This is a genomic window from Bradyrhizobium archetypum, from assembly GCF_013114835.1.
GTDB classification, from domain to species: Bacteria; Pseudomonadota; Alphaproteobacteria; order Rhizobiales; family Xanthobacteraceae; genus Bradyrhizobium; species Bradyrhizobium archetypum.
On the sequence record NZ_JAAVLW010000013.1, the window covers coordinates 37,090 to 58,306 of the forward strand.

A 21,217-nucleotide genomic window follows, 5' to 3' on the forward strand; every position below is an offset into this window, starting at 1 on the left:
GTGCGCCAGTGCGCACCTGAGAATCTCGTTCCGGGTCCGACGCTTCGCGCCGCCCCGGAACGACGGAATTTGCTCACGCCCCCGGCAGATCGAGGATGCGCTTGGCGACGATGCCGAGCATCACCTCCGATGTGCCGCCTTCGATCGAGTTGGCCTTGGTGCGCAGCCAGGCGCGTGGGCGGGCGCCGCCGCGGGAGCGCTCGCTTTCCCATTCCAGCGCATCGATGCCGCCGGCCGACATCAAGATCTCGTGGCGGCGCTTGTTGAGCTCGGTGCCGTAATATTTCATCGCCGAAGAGAACGCCGGATGCGATTGCCCGGCTTTCGCGAGATCAACGGCGCGCTCGGCCACGGCCGCAAACGCCGCCTCGTCGATGTCGAACGCCGCGATCTGGCTGCGCAGCACGGCATCGTCGAGCCGGCCGGAATCATCGCTCCCGACGGAGTCGGCGGCAACTTGTCCGAGCGGACGGCCGATACCGCGCTCTCCAGTGCCCGAGATCATCGCGCGCTCGTGCTGCAGCAGATATTTTGCAACATCCCAGCCGCGGTTGACCTGCCCGACCACATTGGATTTCGGCACGCGTACATTGTCGAAGAAGGTTTCGCAGAACGGCGAATAGCCCGAGATCAGGAGGATCGGCTTGGTGGAGACGCCCTTTGAGGCCATGTCGAACAGGATGAAGCTGATGCCGTCATGCTTCTTTGCGGTCGGATCGGTACGCACCAGGCAGAAGATCCAATCGGCATAGTTCGCATAGGACGTCCAGATCTTCTGGCCATTGATGATGTAGTCGTCGCCATCGCTCTCGGCGCGGGTCTGCAGCGAAGCGAGGTCCGATCCGGCGTTCGGCTCCGAATAGCCCTGACACCAGCGGATCAGGCCGGCAGCAATCTTCGGCAGATGCTCCTTCTTCTGCGCCTCAGTGCCGTATTTCAGCAGCGCCGGCCCGAGCATCCAGATGCCGAAGCTGGACAGCGGCGAGCGCGCGCCCATTGCCGCCATTTCCTCGCGCAGCACCTTGTGCTCCGCGGGCGAAAGGCCGCCGCCGCCATATTCCTTCGGCCAGTCCGGCACGGTCCAGCCCTTGTCGCGCATCCGCTCGAACCAGACGCGCTGCGGCTCGGATGAAAATTTGGCGTTGCGTCCGCCCCAATAGGTATCGCTCTCCGAGGTCATGGGGCGCCGCATTTCCGGCGGGCAATTCGTCTCCAGCCACGCGCGGGTTTCACGGCGGAAGGTTTCCAGATCGGACATATCAGGCGTTTCCATGTGGGATGTCACAGGTGACCTTAGCCCTCGCGTTGCGGAATTCAATATATGTCTGACGTCAGCTCATGCCCTAGACGCGGTGGCCTTGGCACCCGATCGGGTGTATGCGCAACGGCGTAACAATTGAAAAACAAGAGGAAACGGGCATGCGGCTGAAATTGCTTTCGCCTGGCGAAATGAGCGCCGACCAGAAAGAAGTCTATGACGAGGCCATCGCAGGAAAACGCGGTGCGCCGCCGGCGCCGATGATGGCCTGGCTCAACAGCCCGGAGATGGCGCGGCACGCCACGCGGCTTGGCGAGCAGCTCCGTTTCAACACGATCTTTCCGGCAAAGCTTTCCGAGATCGCGATCCTCGTCACCGCACGGCACTGGACCTCGCATTACGAATGGTATGCGCACAAGCGCCTGGCGCTGAAGGGTGGCATGGACCCTGACATCATCGAGGACATCAGAGATCGCCGTACGCCGACCTTTGACGATCCCAAGGGCAAGATGATCTACGATCTCGCCAAGTCGCTGCACGAGGGCCACGGCGTGTCGCAGGCGCTGTACGACGAGGCGGTGAAAATGCTTACGGTGCGCGGCGTCGTCGAAGTGATCGGGCTGTGCGGCTATTACACGATGGTGTCAATGACGCTGAACACGTTTGAATTCGGACTGCCGGAGGGCGAGGTGTCCGATCTTGCGTAACGAGAATCCGCGCCTACGTGTCCCGGACGCGGTGCACCGCGGAGCCGGGACCCATGCCGGCGCGCAACATAGGCCCCGGCTTAGCAGCGCACCGCTTCGCGCTACGCAGCATCCGGGGCACGCCAGCTTCGAAGGAAGGCAAGATGCCCTCACATCCTCCCATCATTGCCGGTACCCGCATCGGGCATGTCCACCTCAAGGTCGCCGATCTCGAGCGCGCGCTGGGGTTCTATTGCGGCGTGCTCGGTTTTGAGGTGATGCAACGGATGGGCTCCGGTGCGGCGTTCATCTCGGCGGGCGGCTATCACCACCATATCGGGCTCAACACCTGGGAAAGCAAAGGCGGCCATCCGCCGCCGCCTGGCACCACCGGGCTGTTTCACACCGCCATCCTCTATCCCACGCGCGCGGCGCTGGCCGATGCGCTATATCGCGTGATCGAGGCCGGCATCGAACTTGATGGCGCCAGCGACCACGGCGTCAGCGAGGCGCTTTATTTGCGCGATCCCGACCAGAACGGCGTCGAGCTCTATCGCGACCGGCCGAAGGAGGAATGGCCGCGCACACCCGACGGATCGCTCGCGATGTTCACCAAGCGGCTGGATCTGGAGGATCTGTTGCGGGCGCGGGAGGCGTAGTCTCACCTCCGCCGTCATTCCGGGGCGATGCGGAGCATCGAACTATGGTGCCCAATTGCGCACCTGAGAATCTCGAGATTCCGGGTCTGGTGCTAACGCACCAGCCCGGAATGACGGGACCGCCCGCGCACCATGATCAGCACCGCCGCCGTCAGCTCCACCGCGATGCAGCCATAGAACGGCAGCGCGTAGCCGCCGGAAAAATCGCGCAGCAGCCCGACCACACCGGGACCAAACGCGTAGGTGATCTGGTTGATCGCCGTGATCAAACTCACCAGCACGCCGAACGAGCGCGGATCGAATTCGCGCTGCACGATCAGCGCCGGCAGCGTGATCAGGTTGCCGACGGAGAAGCCGAACAGCGCGCAGGCGGCGATCAATGCGTATTCGTTATGCACATTGATGACGATGAGCAGAGCGACCGCCTGGCTGACGAAGGAGAGCGAGGACGCCAGCCGCTGGTTCATCCGGTCGATCACGAAGGAAAACAGCACGCGGCCGACCACCGCCATCGCCGTCAATAGCGCCACCGCTATTGCCGCGCGCTGACGTCCGATCACCGAATCCAGAAACGCGATCAGGTGCACGATGAAGCCGACCTGCGCGAACAGCACCAGCGCGAACGCGATCGATACCGAGAGGAAGCCGATATCGCGAAAGGCGTGGGCGCGAATCTGCGTCGGCGACGGCGCGTCGGCAGCCTCGGCGGCGCTCAGGCTCGAATGGATCGGCGGCCGTCCGACGAGCAGCAGAATCACGGGGACCATCAGTACGACCAGTACGGCGGCCGAAACGGTCATCGCGCCGGAGAAGCCGAAATAGCCGATCGCGGTGACCAGCAGGGGCACGCCGATGATGCCGCCAAAGCTCGCGCCGTTCAGCGCCAGGCTGATCGCCATGCCGCGCTTTTTGTCGAACCACAGGCCCAGCGTATTAGTGATGATGCCGAGGCTGGTGCCTGCCCAGCCGAAGGCGAGCACCGCGTTGGCAAGGTAAAGCTGCCACGGCTCGCGCACCAGACCGATCGAGATCGCGGCGGCGGCCATCGCGAAGGTGCCGGCAATCAGGCAGTTGCGCGGGCCGAACGCCTTGATGGCTTCGCTGACGAAGGCGACGAGCGCGGCGCCGAACAGATAGAAGAACGTGGTGCCGGACGAGATCAGCGAGGCCGGCCAGCCATGCAACCGCTGAAGCTCGGCGACGTAGACGCTCTGGCCGTAGAAGCCGAGCCCCCAGCCGAAGGTTGCCAGCAGGAAACAGACGACGACGATACGCCAGCCGTCGTAGCGGATCGAGCCTTCGTCGATCGGGGTGTAGTTCAGGGCGTCCAAGGGATTTCTCTTTGTTGCTGTCTCGTCATTGCCGCACTTGCCCGGCACATGTCAGCAACAGCAAACACACCTGCAAGGCCGATCAATTCGACGGACGCCGAACTGTCAGCAAGTGGCAACTAGGCCGGCTTCGACGGATCGTAGAAGAAGCGCTCGCGCCAGACCTTGTCGCCGCGCCATTCCTGCAGCGCGACCTCGTCGAACCGGCCGGTTTTGCCGGATTTGTAGGTGAATTCGAACAGCCAGTGGATCGCGACACGGTCGCCCTCGACGATCGAGGTCACGCAGGTCGAGGTCACGCTCTCGACCCGCTCCAGCACGGCGCGCTCATGCGCCACCAGGACGTCGCGGCCGACCCGCGGCGCGGCGGCATTCTCCTGCATGCTGGCGTCCTCGGTGTAGAAGCGCTCGATCGCCCCGGCATGATCGCCGGATACGACGGTGGCAATGAATTCATCGAGACGGGCGCGCGACGGCATGGGCCCCTCCTAGGTGATTAGATCGAGAACTAGATACTCGGATCGGGAATTTCATCAACCGCGCGCAGCTTCGCACGGCGCTTGGCAAATGACCCAAACGACAGCACCACAAGGCCGAGCAGCACCGGGGGAAACACCACCATGTTGACCATCGACCAGCCGTAATGGGCCAGTAACTGGCCGGACGAGAACGAGCCGATCGCCATCATCCCGAATACCAGGAAGTCATTGAACGCCTGCACCTTGTTGCGTTCCTGCGGCCGGTGCGTCTCCAGCACCAGTGCGGACGCGCCGATGAAGGCGAAATTCCAGCCCACCCCGAGCACAATCAGCGTCGCCCAGAAATGCATCGCAGTGATGCCGGCGAGGCCGATTCCGGCCGCCGCGGCCTCCAGCAAAAGGCCGACCGCAACGATGGCGGGCGCCCCGAACCGCGCAATCAGCGTGCCGGTGAAGAAGCTCGGGCCGTACATCGCCACGATGTGCCACTGAATGCCAAAATTGGAATCGCTGACGGTCAGCCCGCACATCTTCATGGCGAGCGGCGCTGAGGTCATCACGAGGTTCATCATCGGATACGCGATCACGCCGCATAGCGCAGCGGCGATGAAGCGCGGCTGCCGCGCAATCTCGAACAGCGGCCGGCCGCCATGCATGTCCGACGGCATCGGCTTCGGCGCATCGACGCCCGCCAGCACCGCCATCGCCACCAACGCGACAAAGGCCTGCACCACGAAGCTGAAGGCAAACAGATAAGGCGGCCAGATATCCATGGTCCACTGCACGAGCTGCGGACCGAGCACGCCGGCGAATACGCCGCCCGCCATCACCCACGACAGCGCCTTCGGCCGGAACGCTGCGCTGGCACCGTCGGCCGCGGCAAACCGATAGGACTGTGCCACGGCGCCGTAGAGCCCGCCGAGGAAGGTCGCAAAGCAGAACAGCCAGAACGAGGCGTAGAGGACGGCAAGAGCGGCGAGCACACCGGTCAGCACACCGCAGAACGTGCCGATGATAAAGGCCGTACGGCGGCCATAGGCGCGCGAGATCGCACCCGTTGGCAGTGTGCCGGCAGCAAGCCCCAGCACATACATCGACAGCGGCACGGTCGCGAGCGAGATATCGGGCGCCAGCGTCGCGCCGACGATCGAGCCGGTGGCGAAGATGACCGCCGAATTGGCCCCGGTCAGCGCCTGCGCCGCAGCGAGCCGCAGCACATTGCCGCGCGCGCGTGCGTCATTGGCGATCTCTTCGGTGATAGTCGTATCCAGCATCGGCATTCCCGCCCGGCAGGCCCCGGGGGCGGGAGCCTCATTGATTCATTGCGGGCACTATGAAGATGCGAAGCTGTGCGATCAACCGGCGCAAACGGGCGCGCGCTATGCGCCCGCGTCACGCTAGCTCGATCGCCCGAAAGCCAAAATCATGTTGTTGGCCGGCATTTGCACGGCCTCGATCAGAACAAGGCCGACGGTCGCGGCGAGCTTCTCGAGATCGGCAATGTCGCGCACGCCCCATTCGGCGTTCTGCTCGCGCAGGCTGGTATCGAACACGGCATTGCTCATCGCGGTATGCTTGCCGTCGCGCTTGAACGGGCCGTAGAGAAACAAGCGCCCGTCACTGCGAAGATAACGGCCTGCGCCGGCGAACAGGCCTTTGGCGACGCGCCAAGGCGCAATGTGGATTACATTGGCGCAGAACACGGCCAGCAATTCGGCCGGGCCGCTGCCGTCATGCATCGCCGGGCACCAGGCGGGATCGGCGAGATCGACCCGCAGCGGCGGGCGAATATTCGACAAGCCGGCATGCGCCCGCCATGCCTCGATGCTCTTCAGGTGATGCTCGTTGAGATCGCTCGGCCACCAGATGATGCCGGGGCTATGCGTCGCAAAGTAAACCACGTGCTGGCCGGTGCCGCTGCCGGCCTCCAGCACCTCGCCGGACTGGCCGGCGAGAAATCTCTGCAGCACCGCCCAGATCGGCTCATGGTTGCGGTGGAACGCCGCCGCGTCGAGCCGGCCGTCGGGCTCGACCGGCCGGTCATCCCGACCGAACTCCACGACATATTCGGCCATTGCAGTCTCGCCTGAAAATCGTTTGTGGATTTGAAACGCCGGAGGCGTCACGTCAGTTCGCCGCAATACATCTCTTTCAGCACCTGCAACAGGCGCAAGGCGCGCGCATCAGTCACCCGATAATGCAGTGTCTGCGACGTCCGACGGAATTCGACCAGGCGGTCGGCGCGCAGCTTCGCCAGATGCTGCGACAAGGCCGACTGGCTCAGTTTCACCACGCCGACGAGCTCTCCGACCGTCATCTCGCCGCGCACGGCGAGAAAACACAGGATCAGCAGGCGCTTTTCGTTGGCCAGCATTTTCAAGAGTTGCGCGGCGTCGCCCGCCTGCCTGGCAAGCTTCTTCAGCGCTGCCGCATCGTCGGCCCCGGGGGCGGATTGGGTCTCATTGGCTGCCGCTGCGGCTGCTCTCATCGCGTCAGATCCGGATGGTTTTCCGTGCCTGCGAAGCACACATGGTACTGTAGCGCCCGCAGCGTTCTTTAGCATTGACTAAATTAGCAATTGTGGATACCGGTTAAAAAAAGCAAGAAATAAGCGGCGATGCGGCCGCGAGGGGAAGAAAACGTGCGGCCCAACCCGTTACGCAGCAAAGCTGTTCTCTCCGACCCCGCCGGCGCGGACGTTCCCGTGGGACGACGCAGCTTTCTCAGGCTCGGCGCGGTGCTGACCGGCGGCCTTGCCCTTGGCGGCAATTCCGCCATCGCCGAGCCCTCGCAGGAATCTCCCCCCGCAGACGCGCCCTGGTCGCAATCGATCGGCGCAGGCGTGGTCGACCGGCCCTACGGCCGGCCGGCGGATACCGAAGCCTCCGTCATCCGGCGCAATGTCCCCTGGCTTACCGCCACCGCTGAATCGTCCGTGAGCTTTTCGCCGTTGCAGGACCTGCACGGCATCATCACACCGAATGGATTGTTCTTCGAGCGCCATCACGCCGGACGGCCCGACATCGACCCGGCGCAGCACAAGCTCTTGATCCACGGGCTGGTCGAGCGGCCGCTGCTTCTGACCATGAAAGACATCCTGCGCTTCCCGCAGACCACGCGCATTCATTTCATCGAATGCCCGGCCAATGGCGGCATGAACTGGCGCGCCGCGCAGATGAACTCGCTGCAGTTCAGCCATGGCATGGTCAGTTGCGCCGAATGGACCGGGGTGAAGCTCTCGACGCTGCTGGAGGAAACCGGCATCAAGAAGGAAGCGAAATGGGCGATGGTCGAGGGTGCCGACGGCGCGCATATGAACCGCAGCCTGCCGCTCGACAAATGTCTCGACGATTGCCTCGTGGTCTACGCGCAGAACGGCGAGGCGCTGCGGCCCGAACAGGGCTATCCGCTGCGGCTGGTGGTGCCGGGCTGGGAAGGTAACGTCAACATCAAGTGGCTGCGCCGCATCAAGCTCGGCGAGAAGCCGTGGCACAGCCGCGAGGAAACCTCGAAATATACCGACCTGATGCCGGACGGCACCTCGCGCGGCTTCACCTGGCTGATGGATGCCAAATCGGTCGTCACCTTTCCCTGCCCGGAAAAGCCGCTCGATGGCGCCGGCCTCTATGAGATCAGGGGACTGGCCTGGACCGGAAACGGCAAGGTCACGCGTGTCGATGTCTCCGTGGACGGCGGCATCAACTGGCAGACCGCGCGGCTGCACGAGCCGGTGCTGTCGAAAGCGCTGACCAAATTCACCCTGCCCTGGCGCTGGGATGGCCGTCCGGCGCTGGTTGCATCCCGCGTCGTCGACGAGAGCGGTTACGTGCAGCCGACGATTGCAGAGCTGCGAAAGCAGCGCGGCTCGAATTCGGTCTACCACAACAATTCGATCCAGACCTGGCAGGTCAAATCAGACGGAACCGTCTTCAATGTACAGCTCGCGTAAGGTTGGCCTGCCGATCGTCGCCCTCCTGCTGGCGGCGGGAGGAGGCCGCGCCGGCGCGGCCGAGCCCGGCTCGTTCGGCTACGGCACGGCGGCGACGCCGGCGCAGATCGCGGGATGGGACATCGACGTGCGCGGCGAGGACGGCGCGGGCCTGCCGCCGGGAAAAGGCACGGTCGACCGCGGCGCCGACGTCTATGCCGAGCAATGCGCCGCCTGCCATGGAACCTTTGGTGAAGGCGAAGGCCGCTTTCCGAAGCTGGTGGGCGGCGTCGGATCGCTCCGGGACGAGCGCCCGGAGCCGACGGTCGGGAGCTACTGGCCGTTCGCCCCGACCCTGTGGGACTATATTAACCGCGCCATGCCGATGCCCGCGCCGCACACATTGTCAGCCGATGACGTTTATGCTTTGACCGCCTATATTCTGAACCTGAACGAGCTCGTTCCAAGTGAATTCGTTGCCGATCGCAACAGCTTGCCGAAAGTCAAAATGCGCAATCGCGACGCTTTCATCTGGACCGACCCGCGCCCCGATACGGGGGCCAAGCCTTGCATGCAAGCCTGCGTGAATGGCGCCGATGTCAAGGTATCGTCGACGGCGGAGGACAGGAACCTGACGCCGCGCACGACCGGCCCGCTCGACACGATGCAACCGAAATAGACATTACGGAAACGCCTGTGACCGTTCACTTCAAGATCAAATCCGCAAGGCTTCCGACCCTTGCATTGGCGCTGGTGATCAGCGCTTTCGCATCGGCAAGCACCGCGCAGGCGCAGTCCACCGTGGACGAAGGCCGCAAGCTCGCTTTCGACCGCAGCAAGGGCAATTGCCTGACCTGTCATGTCATCAAGGGCGGCGACCTGCCCGGCACGATCGGACCCGAGCTGGTCGACATCAAGAGCAAGTACCCCAAGCGCGAGGATCTCGTCGCCATTCTCAACGACGAAACCCTGCGCAATCCGCTGACCGTGATGCCGCCGTTCGGCCGCAACCGGATCCTGACCGAGAAGGAGATCAACGCGGTGGTGGATTTCCTGCAGACGCTTTGAACGCGGCGCAACACTTTGGAGAGTTTTGGATGAACACTATGGAAAACGATTTTTCAGCGACACGGCGATTGATCCTGAAGGGCGCGGGCGCATTGACATTGATCGGCCTCGGCATCGTACCTCTCGATGTCACGAAGGCACTCGCCGCGGCCAATGACAAATATCCGGAAGAGGCTTTCAAGCAGAAGAGCGACGCCGACGTCATCAAGACGCTCTACGGCAAGACCGCGGAGCCCTCGGAGAAGGTGAAGATGGACGCGCCCGAAATCGCCGAGAACGGCGCCGTCGTGCCTGTCTCCGTTACCACGACGCTGGCCGATGTGACCTCAATTGCATTCCTCGTCAGCGAAAATCCGAACGTGCTGATCGCAAAGTACAACATTCCGGCCGGCACGCTGCCGAGCGTGGCAAACCGCATCAAGATGGCCAAGACCAGCAACGTCACCGTGCTGGTGGAAGCCGGCGGCAAGCTGTACAGCGCGGCCAAGGAAGTCAAAGTCACCGTCGGCGGTTGCGGCGGCTGAAGGCACCGAGGGAGTATTCAAATGGCATCCACTATTCGCGTGCGGGCTTCCTCCAACGGCGATATCACCGAAGTGCAGGCGCTGATCCAGCATCCAATGGATTCCGGCTTCGTCAAGAACGCCAAGGGCGAGATCATTCCGCCGCATTTCATCCAGCAGCTCACCTTCGAGCATGACGGCAAGAACGTATTCACGGCCGACTGGGGTGGCGGTGTTTCCAAGGACCCCTATGTCAAGTTCGCGTTCAAGGGCGGCAAGAAGGGTGACGAGCTCAAGATAAGCTGGGTCGACAACAAGGGTGCGACCGATACCACCACGGCGAAGATCCAATGAAGCTGCGATCCGCGATCTATCTGGCATCGGCAGCCCTTGTGCTCGCAGCTCTGACGCTTGCGGGCGCCTTGCCCTCGGGCGCCGCCGACAAGGTCGATCCCGTCGCCGATGCCAAGGCGTTCAGGAAATTCTTCACCGATAAATTCCCGAAGGTGAAGCTGGAAGACTTCGTCAACGGCCCCTATTCGATGAACGAGGACCTCTACCGGCAGTGGCAGGACAAGGAGCAGTTTCCGCCCTACGAATTTTCGCTCGAAATGGGCAAGGAAATGTTCTCCAAGCCGTTCAAGAACGGCAAGTCCTATGCCGATTGCTTCCCGAACGGCGGCATCGCCATCCGCCAGAACTATCCTTACTTCGACGAGAAGGAAGGCAAGGTCATCACGCTCGAACTGGCGCTGAACCGCTGCCGCGAGGCCAATGGCGAAGAGCCGTATTCCTATGTGAAGGACGAAATGGCGGCCTTGACCGCCTACATGGCCTTTACGTCGCGCGGCAAGCCGATGGACATCAAGATCCCGAACGATCCCCGCGCGCTCGAGGCCTACGAAAAGGGCAAGGAATATTTCTACACGCGGCGCGGCCAGCTCAACTTCTCCTGCGCCACCTGCCATGTGCAGAGCCCTGGCGAGCGCATCCGCGCCGAAATCCTCGCGCCCGCGCTCGGCATCGTCAACGCGATGCCGATCTATCGCTCGGAATGGAGCGGCATGGGAACTACCAGCCGGCGCTTTACCACCTGCAACAGCCAGATTCGCGCCGTGCCGCTCAGCCCGCAGGACGATGAATATCGCAACGTCGAATATTACCTGTCCTATGTCAGCAACGGCCTGCCGATATCGGGTCCGGGAGCGCGGCCATGAGGAACCTGATGCAGCAATCAGCATTGGTTCTGGCGCTGCTCGCCGCGGGCGCTGGATCCGCGCTCGCTGCGGGCTCGGAGGAGGACTTCAAGGCAGCGTACGCCGCGGCCGAGGCCGCTAACAAGGAAGCCGGCAAGCTACGCAACCAATGGACTACGACGGCGAACACGCTGGCGGCGGCGAAGAAGGCGGCGGACGCCGGCGATTTCGACAAGGCCACCGCGTCGGCCAAGGAGGCCGAGGCCTTGGCCAAGGCTTCGATTTTCCAGGCCACCAGCGAGAAGACCCGCTGGAGGGACATGGAAATACGCTGAAGCCGCAACGACGCGCGGAGACCCGCATGACCATCCGCCGCCGCGATTTTCTGACGCTCGCGGGCGCTGCTACTCTGTCGGCCAGCCTGCCACGGCTGGCTCGTGGTGCCGACAATGCCGGCGTCTACGATCTCGAGCGCTTCGGCAATGCCCGCATCCTGCACATCACCGATACCCATGCGCAGCTTCGTCCGGTGTTCTTCCGCGAGCCGAGCGTCAATCTCGGCGTCGGACCGATGCAGGGCAACCCGCCGCATTTGGTCGGACGCGCCTTTCTCGATCGCTTCGGCATCCGGCCCGACAGTGCCGATGCCTATGCTTTCACCTGCGTCGAATTCGAGAAGGCCGCCGGAAGATTCGGCAAGCTCGGCGGCTTCGCGCATCTGAAGACGCTGATCGACCGGCTGCGCAGCGAGGTCAGCTCCGGGCGCTCGCTGCTGCTCGATGGCGGCGATCTCTGGCAGGGCACCGGCCTCGCCAACACCATGCAAGGCGCCGACATGGTCGATGCCGCCAACCTGCTCGGCATCGAGGCGATGACCGGCCATTGGGAGTTCACCTATGGCGAGACGGTGTTGCGCGCCAACCTCGAGCGCTTCAAGGGCGAATTCCTGGCGCAGAACGTCTATCTCACCGAGGAAGCCGCCTTCAACGACGCCAAGGCGTTCGATCCGGCCTCGGGCCGCGTGTTCAAACCGTCCATCATCAAGGAAATCGGCGGGCATCGCGTTGCCATCATCGGCCAAGCATTCCCCTACGTGCCGATCGCCCACCCCAAGCGCTTCACGCCCGACTGGAAATTCGGCATCCGTGACGAAGAGCTGCAGAAGCTCGTCGACGCGCATCGCAACAACGACAAGGTCGATGCCGTCATCCTGCTTTCGCATAACGGCATGGACGTCGACCTCAAGCTCGCGAGCCGCGTCACCGGCATCGACGTCATCCTCGGCGGCCATACCCACGACGCGGTGCCGCAGCCGATTGCGGTGACCAACGCGGCCGGGGTCACGCTCGTCACCAATGCCGGTTCGAACGGCAAGTTTCTGGCCGTGCTCGATCTCGAACTCGGCAAGGGCAAGGTCAAGGATGTGCGTTATCGGCTGCTGCCGGTGTTCTCGGAGTTGCTGAGGCCCGATCCGGCGATGCAGGCGCTGATCGACAAGATCCGTGAGCCGCAGGCGGCCCTGCTCAACGACAAGGTCGGTGTCGCCGACCGCCTGCTCTATCGCCGCGGCAATTTCAGCGGCAGCATGGATCAACTGATCTGCGACGCTCTGCTCGGCGAATTGAATGTCGAGATTGCGCTCTCGCCAGGTTTCCGCTGGGGCACCACAGCGCTGGCAGGCCAGCCGCTGACGATGGAGGACGTGCTGGCGCAGACCGCGGTCACCTATCCGGAGACCTATGTCCAGACCATGACCGGCGGCCAGATCAAGGACGTGCTGGAAGACATCTGCGACAATCTCTTCAACGCCGATCCCTACTACCAGCAGGGCGGCGACATGGTCCGCGTCGGCGGCCTACACTACACCTGCACACCGGCCGAATCGGTAGGGAAACGGATTTCCGACCTCAAGCTCGACAACGGCCGCAAGCTTGAGGCCGGAAAGCGCTACAAGGTGGCGGGCTGGGCCTCCGTCAACGAGCAGACCGGCGCCCCGATCTGGGATGTGGTCGTCAGGCATTTGAGGTCGGGCAAGCCGCCCAATCGGTCGCCGCCGGGGGTGACGCTGAAAGGTGTCGAAGGCAATCCGGGCATTGCGGGGCACGTATGACGGGCTTTTCGGCCATGCTTCGCGCGACAATCGCGGCGCTTCTGATCGCAGCCGCCGTGTCTGGCGTGCGCGCCCAGCAGGTGCCGCTGCAGGACAAGCCATTTGCCGAGCACAAAGTCGTGCTGCAGCTCTCCGACAACGATCCGCGCAAGCAAGGCCTTGTGCTCAGCGTCGCCAACAACCTGATGAAGCATTACGATCCCGACAAGGTCGCCATCGAGGTCGTGGCGTTCGGTCCCGGCATCGACCTGCTGCGTCCGGAAAATCCCAACCGCAAGATGGTCGAGAGCCTGGTGGCGCAGGGCGCGCGTTTCGACGTCTGCCTCAACACCGTCGATACGCTCGAACGCGAGAGCGGCAAGCGGCCGGAGTTCATTGCAGCGGCGACGCCGGTGCAGGTCGGGGTCGCGCAGATCCTGTTTCTGACGGAGAATGGGTATACGCTGGTGCGGCCGTGACCGCCGCCGTCATTGCGAGCGCAAGCGACGGGAAAAGTCGAGGGACGCGAGATTTTGATTGCGCCCGACGCCATCATCGTGCCGTTGGGCGTGATACAATTGATGAAATTGCAGGAGCAGGGCTGGAGATACGTCCGGCCCCGACGACACAGGAAATTTTAATCCGGGCATACGGCCATGATCTTTCGTCAACTCTTCGACAGCGTTTCCGGCACCTACAGCTATCTGCTGGCGAGCCGCGCCGGCGGCGAGGCGTTGATCCTCGATCCCGTGCTGGAGAAAGCGGACCGCTACTGCCAGCTCCTGCGCGAGCTGGATCTGCGGCTGGTGAAGGCGGTCGATACCCATCTGCACGCCGATCACGTCACCGGACTGGGCGAGCTGCGCGACCGCACCCAGTGCATCACCATCATGGGCGAGCAGAGCAAGGCCGACGTAGTGTCGATGCGGGTTTCCGACGGCGACAAGGTGATGATCGAGGGGCTGAGCCTCGATGTGATGTATACGCCCGGCCACACCGACGATTCCTACTCCTATTTGATGGGCGATCGCGTCTTCACCGGCGACACGCTGTTGATCCGCGGCACCGGCCGCACCGACTTCCAGAACGGCTCTTCGCGCGCCCAGTACGATTCAATCTTCAACCGGCTATTGAAGCTGCCGGAGGAGACGCTGGTCTATCCCGCCCATGACTACAAGGGCGACACGGTTTCCACAATCGGCGAGGAGAAGCGCTACAATCCGCGGCTGCAGGTACGCAACGTAGATGAATATATCGAGCTGATGGCGAACCTGAAGCTGCCTAATCCGAAGATGATGGACGTCGCCGTGCCTGCCAACATGCATGTCGGCCTGCATCAGGAGGAGCTTGCCAAGCAAGGCCTGGCGCTCTCCGCCCGCGACGCCATCAACAGCCTCGGCCGGCCCGATATCCTGCTGGTCGATCTGCGCGAGGCCGGCGAGCGGGTCAAGCACGGCACGATCTCCGGCGCACTGCATGCGCCGTATCCCGGCATCGCCGAGAGTCTCAAGCCTGGCGGCATGCTGCGCGAGGTCGCCGCCGCCACCGGGCGCCGCGTGGTGTTCTTCTGCGCCTTCGGCGAGCGCTCGGCAATGGCGGTGGCCGCCGCCAAGAATGCGGGACTGGCCAACACCGCGCACATCGAAGGCGGGCTGGACGCCTGGAAGAAGGTCGGCGGGCCGGTGGTGATGGGCTAAAGCATGGGTAAAGGCGCTTGCGCCGTGCCCACATCTATCACACATCGACTCCGGATGGTGGGCACGCTTCGCTTTGCCCACCCTCAAAATCGAGCAAACCTCACCGCCCCACCCGCCTCAATTCCGCGGTCAGCGCGTCGAGCGCATCCGCCAGCATCACGCCGCCGCATTCGGTCATGCGCTCCGGAATCACGATACGCTTTTGCGGCGGATAGAAGCGCTCCAGCGCCGGATGCAGCAGGAACGCCTGGCCGTCGTCCCTCGCATAATCGCCGGCCTGCGAAACCACGATGAAGTCGGGCCGCAAGTTCACGATCGCCTCCAGCGAGGCAAATCCGCCGAAGGCAAAGCCGAGATCGCCGGCCGCGCTGCGCAAGCCTGTTTCGCCGAGCAGCGAGCCGACAAAGCTGTCGCTGCCCGCCACCCAGCCGCGCCGCGACAGCGGCAGCACGCGATAATGCTTTTCTGAAACAGCCTGGCGGGCGCGCGCCAGCGCGGCATCGAGCCGCGCAATTTCCTTGGCTGCGCGATCCGGATGCCCGGTGATGTCGCCGGCCTCGCGGATCTGCTGCCGCGCCTCATCGAGGGTTCGCGGCACGGCGAGTTCGGCGAGACGAAGCCCCTTGGCCTTCAACAGTTCGCGCGTCGAACGCTTGTCGAAGGCGCTGGCGATGACGATGTCGGGCCTGATGAGCAACACATCCTCGGCGCCGCCAGAGAGAACCGGATAGCGGGCAAGGTCGCCGGCAGCCGGGCCCTGCCAGCCGTCGCGCGAAAACCGGCTCAATCCCAGAATCTGCTCGGGGTCGGCGAGCGTCAGCAGCAACTGGTCGGTGCAGACATTCATCGATACCAGGCGCGGCAGAGGCGCGGCCGACGCCGGGCCGCCAGACATCGCCAGGGCAGCGGCCACGGCCACCATTCCGGATCGCCACCGCATCAGATATCGGCCCAGGGCACGATCACGGCTTCGCGCTGATATTCCGCGCGATAGGCCGAGATCCGGAAAACATCCGCCATCACCTGCTCGGACAGCGCCTCTGCCGGCGGACCCTGCGACACCAGGCCGCCTTCGCGCAGCACCAGCACATGGTCGGCAAACCGCGCCGCAAGGCCGAGATCATGCGTCACCACGATGACCAGCACGCCCTTGTCGGCGGTCGTGCGCAAGTTCCTCATGACATCGATCTGGTGCCGCGGGTCGAGCGAAGCGGTCGGCTCGTCGGCCAGGATGACCGGGGCCTCCACGGCCAACGCGCGCGCCAACGCGACGCGGCTGCGCTCGCCGCCGGACAATTCCGTGACGCGGCGATCGCTAAACTCGATCACGTCGACGGCCTGCATCGCGCGCAGCACCGCCTCGGCATCTTTCGGCGACAGCCGCGCCGGATCGGTCGCGCCGTGTGGGTAGCGGCCGAGCGCCACGATATCGCGGGCCGGCAGCGGCCAATGCACCATATGTCCCTGCGGCAGGTAACCGAAGCGTTTTGCCCTTTCGCGCAGCGGCAGCGAAGTCAGGGCGTGGCCGCCGATCTCGATCTCGCCTTGGGACGGAATCAATCCCGCCAGCGCACGCAGCAGCGTGGTCTTGCCGGCGCCATTCGGCCCAACCAGCGCCACCAGATGTCCTGCCGCCAGCGCGAGCGAGACGTCTTTCAGCACGACGCGGCCGGCGAGCCGGACGTCAAGTTCCTTTGCGGTCAGAAGCGCTGCCTCGCTCATGCGACGCCTCCGCCGAGCGCGCGGCGTTCGCGCATGATCAGATAGAGGAAGAACGGCACGCCGATGATCGAGGTCAGCACGCCGACCTTGATGTCCGATGTCGAGGGGATGATGCGCACCGCGATGTCGGCCGCCAGCAGCAGCGCGGAGCCGGCGAGTGCGCTTGGGATCAACAGCCGCCCCGGGTCGTGGCCGATCAGCGGCCGCATCAGATGCGGCGCGACCAGGCCGATGAAACCGATGGTGCCGGTGACGGCAACTGCGCCGCCGACGCCGAGCGCGACGCCCGAAATGACGAACAGCCGCAAGCGACCGACATCGACGCCGAGGCTTTGCGCGGTTTCTTCGCCGAGGCTCAGCGCGCGAAAGGCATGGCGCTGGCTGAACAGCATGACCGCGCCGGCAATGATGAATGGCAGCGCCAATATCACGTGCTGAAAGCTGCGGTCCTCCAGGGAGCCGAGCAGCCAGAACGCGATCTCCAGCACCAGAAAGGGATTGGTAGCGAGGTTCATCACCAGCGCCGTGGCGGCGCCTGCAAAGCTCGATATCGCGAGGCCCGACAGGATGAGAATCAATAACCCAGCATTGCGACCGGCGATCGAGAGCAGCCCGAACACCGAACCGAATGCGGCAATGATCGCTGCGACCGGCAGCGCGTAGGAGCGCACGTCAGCCAGGCCGAGCGCAATCACCAGCACCGCGCCGAACGCCGCCGATTGCGGGGCGCCGAACAGTTCGGGCGAAGCCAGCGGATTGCGCAACAGGCCCTGCAGCGACGCGCCGGACAGCCCGAGGATGGCGCCGATCGCAAGCGCCAGCAATGTGCGCGGCAGGCGGATTTCCCGCACGATCACCTGCGATACCTCGTTGCCGCCGCCGAACAGCGCTTCCGCTACCGACAGAGGCGAGAGCCGCACCGGACCGATGCCGAGCGAGATCAGCGCCAGCAGCGCAACTACGGCGGCAAGCGCCGCGGTGGCGCCGATCCGCCGTCGCGCGGCATCCTCGTTGGTGACGATTACGGCCTCAACACTCATCGATCGTCCTAAAGCAGGTTTACCCGTCCCGGTACAGAAGCGCCGGCAGGCGTGCTCATGCGGCAAAAATAGCGCACTCGTCCAGTGAGGATCGCGAGGGCGCCCCAGGCGGATTGACTCGGCGTTTGACAAACTTCTACCATAGTTCCCGACGGTTCCCGTTTGGGGATCAAAAGGGAATGCGGTGCGGGGACATCCCCCAATTCCGCGGCTGCCCCCGCAACTGTAAGCGGCGAATCCTTCGTCATACGCCACTGGGCATCTCGGTCCTGGGAAGGCGACGATGGGTAACGACCCGCGAGCCAGGAGACCTGCCGTCAGCCGTGGTCACACGCGAAGATGTCGGTCGGGGAGTACAGGCATTAGCTTCACCTGAGCTGCTGCTCAAGCACATGGTGAGACTTGGTTCGCTGTGACGTGCCACTGACGTCATACCGAGGTCCAAAAAACCATGTCTTCCATCACCGCCACGCGGCAGCGCCGCTTCTGGCTTGCCAGCAGCTTCCTGATACCGATCGTATCGCTCGGCATTTCCGGCGCCCAGGCCCAGCAGACGCCATCCGAGCCATTGCCACCGATTGAGATAACCTCGCCCACAGACCCGAACCGGACCCGCGCAAAACCAAGCTACGATGAGCCATCGACGTCGCGCCGCGTCGTACCGGCGGCTGCGCCGTCGACCGCCACGCGGCCCGCGGCCGGGACCGGCTCGAACGTCGCTTCGCAAAGCGCCTCGCAAGGTGCGGGCGGCGGCGGCCGGCAGTTCTCCGGCATCGTCGGCACCTCGGCGACCGTGATCACCGCAGACGAGATCGCGCATTCGCCGGCGCAGACGCTGCCCGACATCATCGCACAGGTGCCGGGCGTGCAACTGCAATCGCTGTATGGTGGCGTGAACGGCGCCAAGACGACGGTTGACCTGCGCGGGTTTGGCGCATTCGCCACCGCCAATAGCCTCGTCCTGATCAATGGCCGCCGGCTCAACGATATCGACATGGCCGGCGTCGATCTCTCGACCATTCCGCTCAATTCAATCGAACGGATCGAAATCAGCCGCGGCAACAGTGGCGCGGTGCTCTATGGCGATAACGCCGTCGGCGGCGTCGTCAACATCGTCTTGAAGAACGGCGCCAGCGGCCCGCCTGTCGCGATACGCAGCGAAGCCGGCGTCGGCTCGTTCAACCAGCGGCTTGCGAATATTTCGGCCGCGACCAACTACGGACCTTGGTCGACATCCTTCTATGGCAACGCCATCAAGTCTGATGGTTACCGGGTCAACAACGCCCTCGATCAGCGCAACGGGATCGGCAATCTCAATTATACCACACCGGACCTCAAGGCCTTCCTCACCGTGACTGGTGACGACCAGAAGCTCGGCTTCCCGGGCGGACGCACCGTCGATCCCTCAATCGGGCTCAATCAACTCGTCACTGATCGCAGGGGCACCAACACGCCGTTCGATTACGGCAACCAGCAGGGAGCCAGCGCAACCACCGGCTTTACCAAGACTATCATGAACGGCGTCGACCTGATCGTCGACGGCGGCGTTCGGAAGAAGGACACGCAAAGCGGTTTCTTCGGCGCGGTACCGTTTGCCTCGCCACTTCCGAGCTTCTCCTCCACTTATAACGACGCATCATTGCAGACCTGGTCGATCACGCCGCGACTGAGCGTTAAGAACTCGATCTTCGGAATTCCCTCACAGATCCTGACCGGCATCGATTATTACGATGCGACGTTTCGCCAGGACCGCGGCGCGTTCAAGGGTCTTCCGCCGACCCACATCTACGACCTGTCGCAACAGACGCTGGCCGGCTACTGGCAGCACACTGTAGGACTGTTGCCGACGACCGATTTCTCCTATGGCGCCAGGGTTCAAAACACCAGCCTGACTGCTCGGGATCGGTATGATCCCAATGCGCCCGGTTGCGCCATGTTCTTCAATTGCGGCGCTCAGGCTTCGCCGCTCGACAGCAACGAAACACAATACGCGCTGCATGCTGGCCTCGAGCATCGCCTCAATAACGTGTTCTCGGTATTCGGCCGCGCCGCACGCGCATTCCGGACCCCGACCGTCGACGAGCGCGTTTCCTCCGGTCCCGCCTTCGACGAGTTTTTCAATCCGATCGCCGGCAATTTCAAGCTGAAGACCCAGACATCGCACGATATCGAGGGCGGATTCCGCATCAAGAGCGGCGGCTTCCAGATGCAATCGAGCATCTACAACATGGATCTCGAGAACGAGATCCATTTCAATCCGGTGCTGTTTTTCAACGTCAACCTCGATCCGACCCGCCGCTACGGCTCCGAGACCAGCGCTTCGCTGCGTGTCAGCGACACCGTGCTGCTGCGGGGCGGTGTGGCGTACACCCGTGCCGTATTTCGCGAAGGACCGTTCGCCGGCAACGATGTGCCGCTCGTATCGCGCTACACCGCGAGCAGCGGCGTGACCTGGAACATCTGGCAAAACTATCTGGTGTTCGACGCCACCGTGCGCGCTTGGAGCGAACGCTTCATGGACAATGATCAGGCCAACACCCAGCGCCGCATTCCGGCCGACGCCACCGTCGACCTGAAAGTGAGCGGCGCCTACGATCGCTTCTTCTGGTCGGTCAGCGTGAACAATCTGTTCAACGCGCTGTACTACGACTACGCGATCGCCAGCTCGTTCACGCCGGGCCGGTTCGCGGCCTATCCGCTGCCCGGCCGGACCTTCATGGTGAAGGCCGGCGCCACATTCTGACCGCAACAGCCGGTTTCGGCCGCGCCGGACCGCCTTGTCTGACGAGACAGTATTCTCCTGGGCATTGCCCGGGAGCATACTTTTTCTGCTGAACGCCTGGCCTGCGCGTTTCGATCAGATCGGTTCCGACGCGCGCGATGATGAAGCGGAGCTTCACGGTCATGATTGATTTGATAAGAAAGCGGCTCATTTTCGACCGAAAATAACCATCCTCTGTGATCCGATCCCATGGTAAACCGCCGCAGACCGCTCGACGATATCTGTCGCGATCTCAGAGGTGTGACATGAACGATGAACCGAAGAGCGCTGCCGAACTGAAAGAGATCAGGCTGAACCGCAAGCGCGCCCAGGAGATCGAGGGTGTGAAGGCGATGGCCGAGATCGCGGCTGCGGATATCGCGATCCGACAGCGGACGGCGCGGCTGCGCGCGCTCCGTCTGGCGAAGGAAGCGGCCGATCGGCAAAATCAACCGGAGCCGAAGGCGAAAGCCAGGCCAAAGACTGCGAAAAGAGGCTGACTTGAAATGACTAACGACGATCGTGATTTCGCCAACGCAACCATCGACAGAGCGGCAAGAGCCGCCGAGGATGCGAAATCAGTGAAGGCCGAGCGGGAAGCTGCTGCGAAGGCCGTGCTCGACAACATGGCAAGATTGAAGGCGTTGCGACTCGCGCGCGAAGCGACCGAACCGCCGCGCGCGCCCGCCGCCAAAAAGGCCCGCACCAAACCGGGGAAGCCGGCCGAAAAGGCGCCGGCCCTTTCCGACTGGCTGGCCAGCCAGCAAAACGGCGGACGGCGCATCTGAGTCAGCCAAGCA

General features: G+C 63.6%; 24 protein-coding genes and 1 riboswitch. Of the genes, 15 read left to right on the forward strand and 9 right to left on the reverse strand.

Features of this window, described 5'->3' with window-relative positions:
- Window positions 1-73: 73 nt before the first annotated feature.
- Complete coding sequence (locus HCN50_RS30965) at window positions 74-1,258, reverse strand: acyl-CoA dehydrogenase family protein (RefSeq protein ID WP_171713670.1); 1,185 nt, start codon at window positions 1,256-1,258, stop codon at window positions 74-76.
- Between the two features lie 161 nt (window positions 1,259-1,419).
- Here HCN50_RS30965 and HCN50_RS30970 point away from each other — a divergent pair, with 161 nt between their 5' ends.
- Both HCN50_RS30970 and HCN50_RS30975 read left to right on the forward strand, forming a co-directional pair.
- Entirely contained in the window at window positions 1,420-1,965 is a 546-nt protein-coding gene (locus tag HCN50_RS30970; RefSeq protein WP_171713671.1) for a carboxymuconolactone decarboxylase family protein, read from the forward strand.
- 143 nt (window positions 1,966-2,108) lie between these two features.
- Window positions 2,109-2,603, forward strand: a complete 495-nt coding sequence (locus tag HCN50_RS30975; RefSeq protein ID WP_171713672.1) for a VOC family protein — start codon at window positions 2,109-2,111, stop codon at window positions 2,601-2,603.
- 92 nt (window positions 2,604-2,695) lie between these two features.
- Here HCN50_RS30975 and HCN50_RS30980 read toward each other — a convergent pair whose 3' ends face one another.
- From HCN50_RS30980 to HCN50_RS31000, 5 genes are all read right to left on the reverse strand, one after another.
- Window positions 2,696-3,934 carry an MFS transporter gene (locus HCN50_RS30980; RefSeq protein ID WP_171713673.1) on the reverse strand — a complete coding sequence of 413 codons (1,239 nt, stop codon included), beginning with the start codon at window positions 3,932-3,934 and terminating at the stop codon, window positions 2,696-2,698.
- A gap of 119 nt (window positions 3,935-4,053) precedes the next feature.
- A complete protein-coding gene (locus HCN50_RS30985; RefSeq protein WP_171713674.1) occupies window positions 4,054-4,413 on the reverse strand; it encodes a nuclear transport factor 2 family protein in 360 nt (119 codons plus the stop codon).
- Window positions 4,414-4,442: 29 nt separating this feature from the next.
- The gene (locus HCN50_RS30990; protein WP_171713675.1) at window positions 4,443-5,687 is read right to left on the reverse strand and encodes an MFS transporter; all 1,245 of its coding nucleotides are present in this window, start codon (window positions 5,685-5,687) and stop codon (window positions 4,443-4,445) included.
- A gap of 123 nt (window positions 5,688-5,810) precedes the next feature.
- Complete coding sequence (locus tag HCN50_RS30995; RefSeq protein WP_171713676.1) at window positions 5,811-6,488, reverse strand: DUF938 domain-containing protein; 678 nt, start codon at window positions 6,486-6,488, stop codon at window positions 5,811-5,813.
- A 47-nt stretch (window positions 6,489-6,535) separates the two neighbouring features.
- Entirely contained in the window at window positions 6,536-6,901 is a 366-nt protein-coding gene (locus HCN50_RS31000) for an ArsR/SmtB family transcription factor (protein ID WP_171713677.1), read from the reverse strand.
- Window positions 6,902-7,117: 216 nt separating this feature from the next.
- Here HCN50_RS31000 and soxC point away from each other — a divergent pair, with 216 nt between their 5' ends.
- The 10 genes from soxC to HCN50_RS31050 all read left to right on the forward strand — a co-directional run bounded on the left by soxC (window position 7,118) and on the right by HCN50_RS31050 (window position 14,894).
- Window positions 7,118-8,362: a sulfite dehydrogenase gene (soxC, locus tag HCN50_RS31005; RefSeq protein WP_376700342.1), complete on the forward strand. Its 1,245-nt coding sequence runs from the start codon at window positions 7,118-7,120 to the stop codon at window positions 8,360-8,362.
- Window positions 8,346-9,020, forward strand: a complete 675-nt coding sequence (locus tag HCN50_RS31010; protein WP_171713679.1) for a c-type cytochrome — start codon at window positions 8,346-8,348, stop codon at window positions 9,018-9,020. The genes soxC and HCN50_RS31010 overlap by 17 nt, the downstream gene beginning before the upstream one ends.
- A 65-nt stretch (window positions 9,021-9,085) precedes the next feature.
- Window positions 9,086-9,409 carry a sulfur oxidation c-type cytochrome SoxX gene (soxX, locus tag HCN50_RS31015; protein WP_210265169.1) on the forward strand — a complete coding sequence of 108 codons (324 nt, stop codon included), beginning with the start codon at window positions 9,086-9,088 and terminating at the stop codon, window positions 9,407-9,409.
- A gap of 38 nt (window positions 9,410-9,447) precedes the next feature.
- On the forward strand, window positions 9,448-9,933 hold the full coding sequence (soxY, locus tag HCN50_RS31020; protein WP_376700343.1) for a thiosulfate oxidation carrier protein SoxY: 486 nt from the start codon (window positions 9,448-9,450) through the stop codon (window positions 9,931-9,933).
- Window positions 9,934-9,954: 21 nt separating this feature from the next.
- Window positions 9,955-10,266: a thiosulfate oxidation carrier complex protein SoxZ gene (gene soxZ / locus HCN50_RS31025; RefSeq protein ID WP_171713681.1), complete on the forward strand. Its 312-nt coding sequence runs from the start codon at window positions 9,955-9,957 to the stop codon at window positions 10,264-10,266.
- Window positions 10,263-11,129 carry a sulfur oxidation c-type cytochrome SoxA gene (gene soxA / locus HCN50_RS31030; RefSeq protein ID WP_171713682.1) on the forward strand — a complete coding sequence of 289 codons (867 nt, stop codon included), beginning with the start codon at window positions 10,263-10,265 and terminating at the stop codon, window positions 11,127-11,129. The genes soxZ and soxA overlap by 4 nt, the downstream gene beginning before the upstream one ends.
- An 8-nt stretch (window positions 11,130-11,137) precedes the next feature.
- Entirely contained in the window at window positions 11,138-11,443 is a 306-nt protein-coding gene (locus HCN50_RS31035) for a hypothetical protein (RefSeq protein WP_171713720.1), read from the forward strand.
- 26 nt (window positions 11,444-11,469) lie between these two features.
- Window positions 11,470-13,218 carry a thiosulfohydrolase SoxB gene (soxB, locus tag HCN50_RS31040; RefSeq protein ID WP_171713683.1) on the forward strand — a complete coding sequence of 583 codons (1,749 nt, stop codon included), beginning with the start codon at window positions 11,470-11,472 and terminating at the stop codon, window positions 13,216-13,218.
- 14 nt (window positions 13,219-13,232) lie between these two features.
- Window positions 13,233-13,676, forward strand: a complete 444-nt coding sequence (locus tag HCN50_RS31045) for a DsrE family protein (RefSeq protein ID WP_171713684.1) — start codon at window positions 13,233-13,235, stop codon at window positions 13,674-13,676.
- A 177-nt stretch (window positions 13,677-13,853) separates the two neighbouring features.
- Window positions 13,854-14,894: an MBL fold metallo-hydrolase gene (locus HCN50_RS31050; RefSeq protein ID WP_171713685.1), complete on the forward strand. Its 1,041-nt coding sequence runs from the start codon at window positions 13,854-13,856 to the stop codon at window positions 14,892-14,894.
- 100 nt (window positions 14,895-14,994) lie between these two features.
- Here HCN50_RS31050 and HCN50_RS31055 read toward each other — a convergent pair whose 3' ends face one another.
- Genes HCN50_RS31055 through HCN50_RS31065 form a run of 3 tightly spaced genes read right to left on the reverse strand, consistent with a single transcriptional unit; the run spans window position 14,995 to window position 17,656 of the window.
- Window positions 14,995-15,816 carry an ABC transporter substrate-binding protein gene (locus HCN50_RS31055; protein ID WP_171713686.1) on the reverse strand — a complete coding sequence of 274 codons (822 nt, stop codon included), beginning with the start codon at window positions 15,814-15,816 and terminating at the stop codon, window positions 14,995-14,997.
- A 17-nt stretch (window positions 15,817-15,833) separates the two neighbouring features.
- On the reverse strand, window positions 15,834-16,616 hold the full coding sequence (locus HCN50_RS31060) for an ABC transporter ATP-binding protein (RefSeq protein WP_171713687.1): 783 nt from the start codon (window positions 16,614-16,616) through the stop codon (window positions 15,834-15,836).
- Entirely contained in the window at window positions 16,613-17,656 is a 1,044-nt protein-coding gene (locus tag HCN50_RS31065; RefSeq protein WP_171713688.1) for a FecCD family ABC transporter permease, read from the reverse strand. The genes HCN50_RS31060 and HCN50_RS31065 overlap by 4 nt, the downstream gene beginning before the upstream one ends.
- Before the next feature lie 135 nt (window positions 17,657-17,791).
- Window positions 17,792-17,989, forward strand: a riboswitch (cobalamin riboswitch).
- Window positions 17,990-18,107: 118 nt separating this feature from the next.
- On the opposite strand from HCN50_RS31065, the gene HCN50_RS31070 reads away from it, so the two are divergent.
- The 3 genes from HCN50_RS31070 (at window position 18,108) to HCN50_RS31080 (ending at window position 21,205) form a co-directional block, all read left to right on the forward strand.
- Window positions 18,108-20,399 carry a TonB-dependent receptor gene (locus HCN50_RS31070; RefSeq protein WP_171713689.1) on the forward strand — a complete coding sequence of 764 codons (2,292 nt, stop codon included), beginning with the start codon at window positions 18,108-18,110 and terminating at the stop codon, window positions 20,397-20,399.
- Window positions 20,400-20,683: 284 nt separating this feature from the next.
- Entirely contained in the window at window positions 20,684-20,917 is a 234-nt protein-coding gene (locus HCN50_RS31075) for a hypothetical protein (protein ID WP_171713690.1), read from the forward strand.
- A 6-nt stretch (window positions 20,918-20,923) separates the two neighbouring features.
- Complete coding sequence (locus HCN50_RS31080) at window positions 20,924-21,205, forward strand: hypothetical protein (protein ID WP_210265167.1); 282 nt, start codon at window positions 20,924-20,926, stop codon at window positions 21,203-21,205.
- Window positions 21,206-21,217: the final 12 nt, after the last annotated feature.

Coding starts and splice junctions, on each gene's coding strand:
- HCN50_RS30965 (WP_171713670.1), bottom strand. CDS start 1,258: ATGTCCGATCTGGAAACCTTCCGCCGTGAAACCCGCGCGTGGCTGGAG.
- HCN50_RS30970 (WP_171713671.1), top strand. CDS start 1,420: ATGCGGCTGAAATTGCTTTCGCCTGGCGAAATGAGCGCCGACCAGAAA.
- HCN50_RS30975 (WP_171713672.1), top strand. CDS start 2,109: ATGCCCTCACATCCTCCCATCATTGCCGGTACCCGCATCGGGCATGTC.
- HCN50_RS30985 (WP_171713674.1), bottom strand. CDS start 4,413: ATGCCGTCGCGCGCCCGTCTCGATGAATTCATTGCCACCGTCGTATCC.
- HCN50_RS30990 (WP_171713675.1), bottom strand. CDS start 5,687: ATGCTGGATACGACTATCACCGAAGAGATCGCCAATGACGCACGCGCG.
- HCN50_RS30995 (WP_171713676.1), bottom strand. CDS start 6,488: ATGGCCGAATATGTCGTGGAGTTCGGTCGGGATGACCGGCCGGTCGAG.
- HCN50_RS31000 (WP_171713677.1), bottom strand. CDS start 6,901: ATGAGAGCAGCCGCAGCGGCAGCCAATGAGACCCAATCCGCCCCCGGG.
- HCN50_RS31010 (WP_171713679.1), top strand. CDS start 8,346: ATGTACAGCTCGCGTAAGGTTGGCCTGCCGATCGTCGCCCTCCTGCTG.
- soxY (WP_376700343.1), top strand. CDS start 9,448: ATGGAAAACGATTTTTCAGCGACACGGCGATTGATCCTGAAGGGCGCG.
- soxZ (WP_171713681.1), top strand. CDS start 9,955: ATGGCATCCACTATTCGCGTGCGGGCTTCCTCCAACGGCGATATCACC.
- soxA (WP_171713682.1), top strand. CDS start 10,263: ATGAAGCTGCGATCCGCGATCTATCTGGCATCGGCAGCCCTTGTGCTC.
- HCN50_RS31035 (WP_171713720.1), top strand. CDS start 11,138: ATGCAGCAATCAGCATTGGTTCTGGCGCTGCTCGCCGCGGGCGCTGGA.
- soxB (WP_171713683.1), top strand. CDS start 11,470: ATGACCATCCGCCGCCGCGATTTTCTGACGCTCGCGGGCGCTGCTACT.
- HCN50_RS31045 (WP_171713684.1), top strand. CDS start 13,233: ATGCTTCGCGCGACAATCGCGGCGCTTCTGATCGCAGCCGCCGTGTCT.
- HCN50_RS31050 (WP_171713685.1), top strand. CDS start 13,854: ATGATCTTTCGTCAACTCTTCGACAGCGTTTCCGGCACCTACAGCTAT.
- HCN50_RS31055 (WP_171713686.1), bottom strand. CDS start 15,816: ATGGTGGCCGTGGCCGCTGCCCTGGCGATGTCTGGCGGCCCGGCGTCG.
- HCN50_RS31060 (WP_171713687.1), bottom strand. CDS start 16,616: ATGAGCGAGGCAGCGCTTCTGACCGCAAAGGAACTTGACGTCCGGCTC.
- HCN50_RS31065 (WP_171713688.1), bottom strand. CDS start 17,656: ATGAGTGTTGAGGCCGTAATCGTCACCAACGAGGATGCCGCGCGACGG.
- HCN50_RS31070 (WP_171713689.1), top strand. CDS start 18,108: ATGTCTTCCATCACCGCCACGCGGCAGCGCCGCTTCTGGCTTGCCAGC.
- HCN50_RS31075 (WP_171713690.1), top strand. CDS start 20,684: ATGAACGATGAACCGAAGAGCGCTGCCGAACTGAAAGAGATCAGGCTG.
- HCN50_RS31080 (WP_210265167.1), top strand. CDS start 20,924: ATGACTAACGACGATCGTGATTTCGCCAACGCAACCATCGACAGAGCG.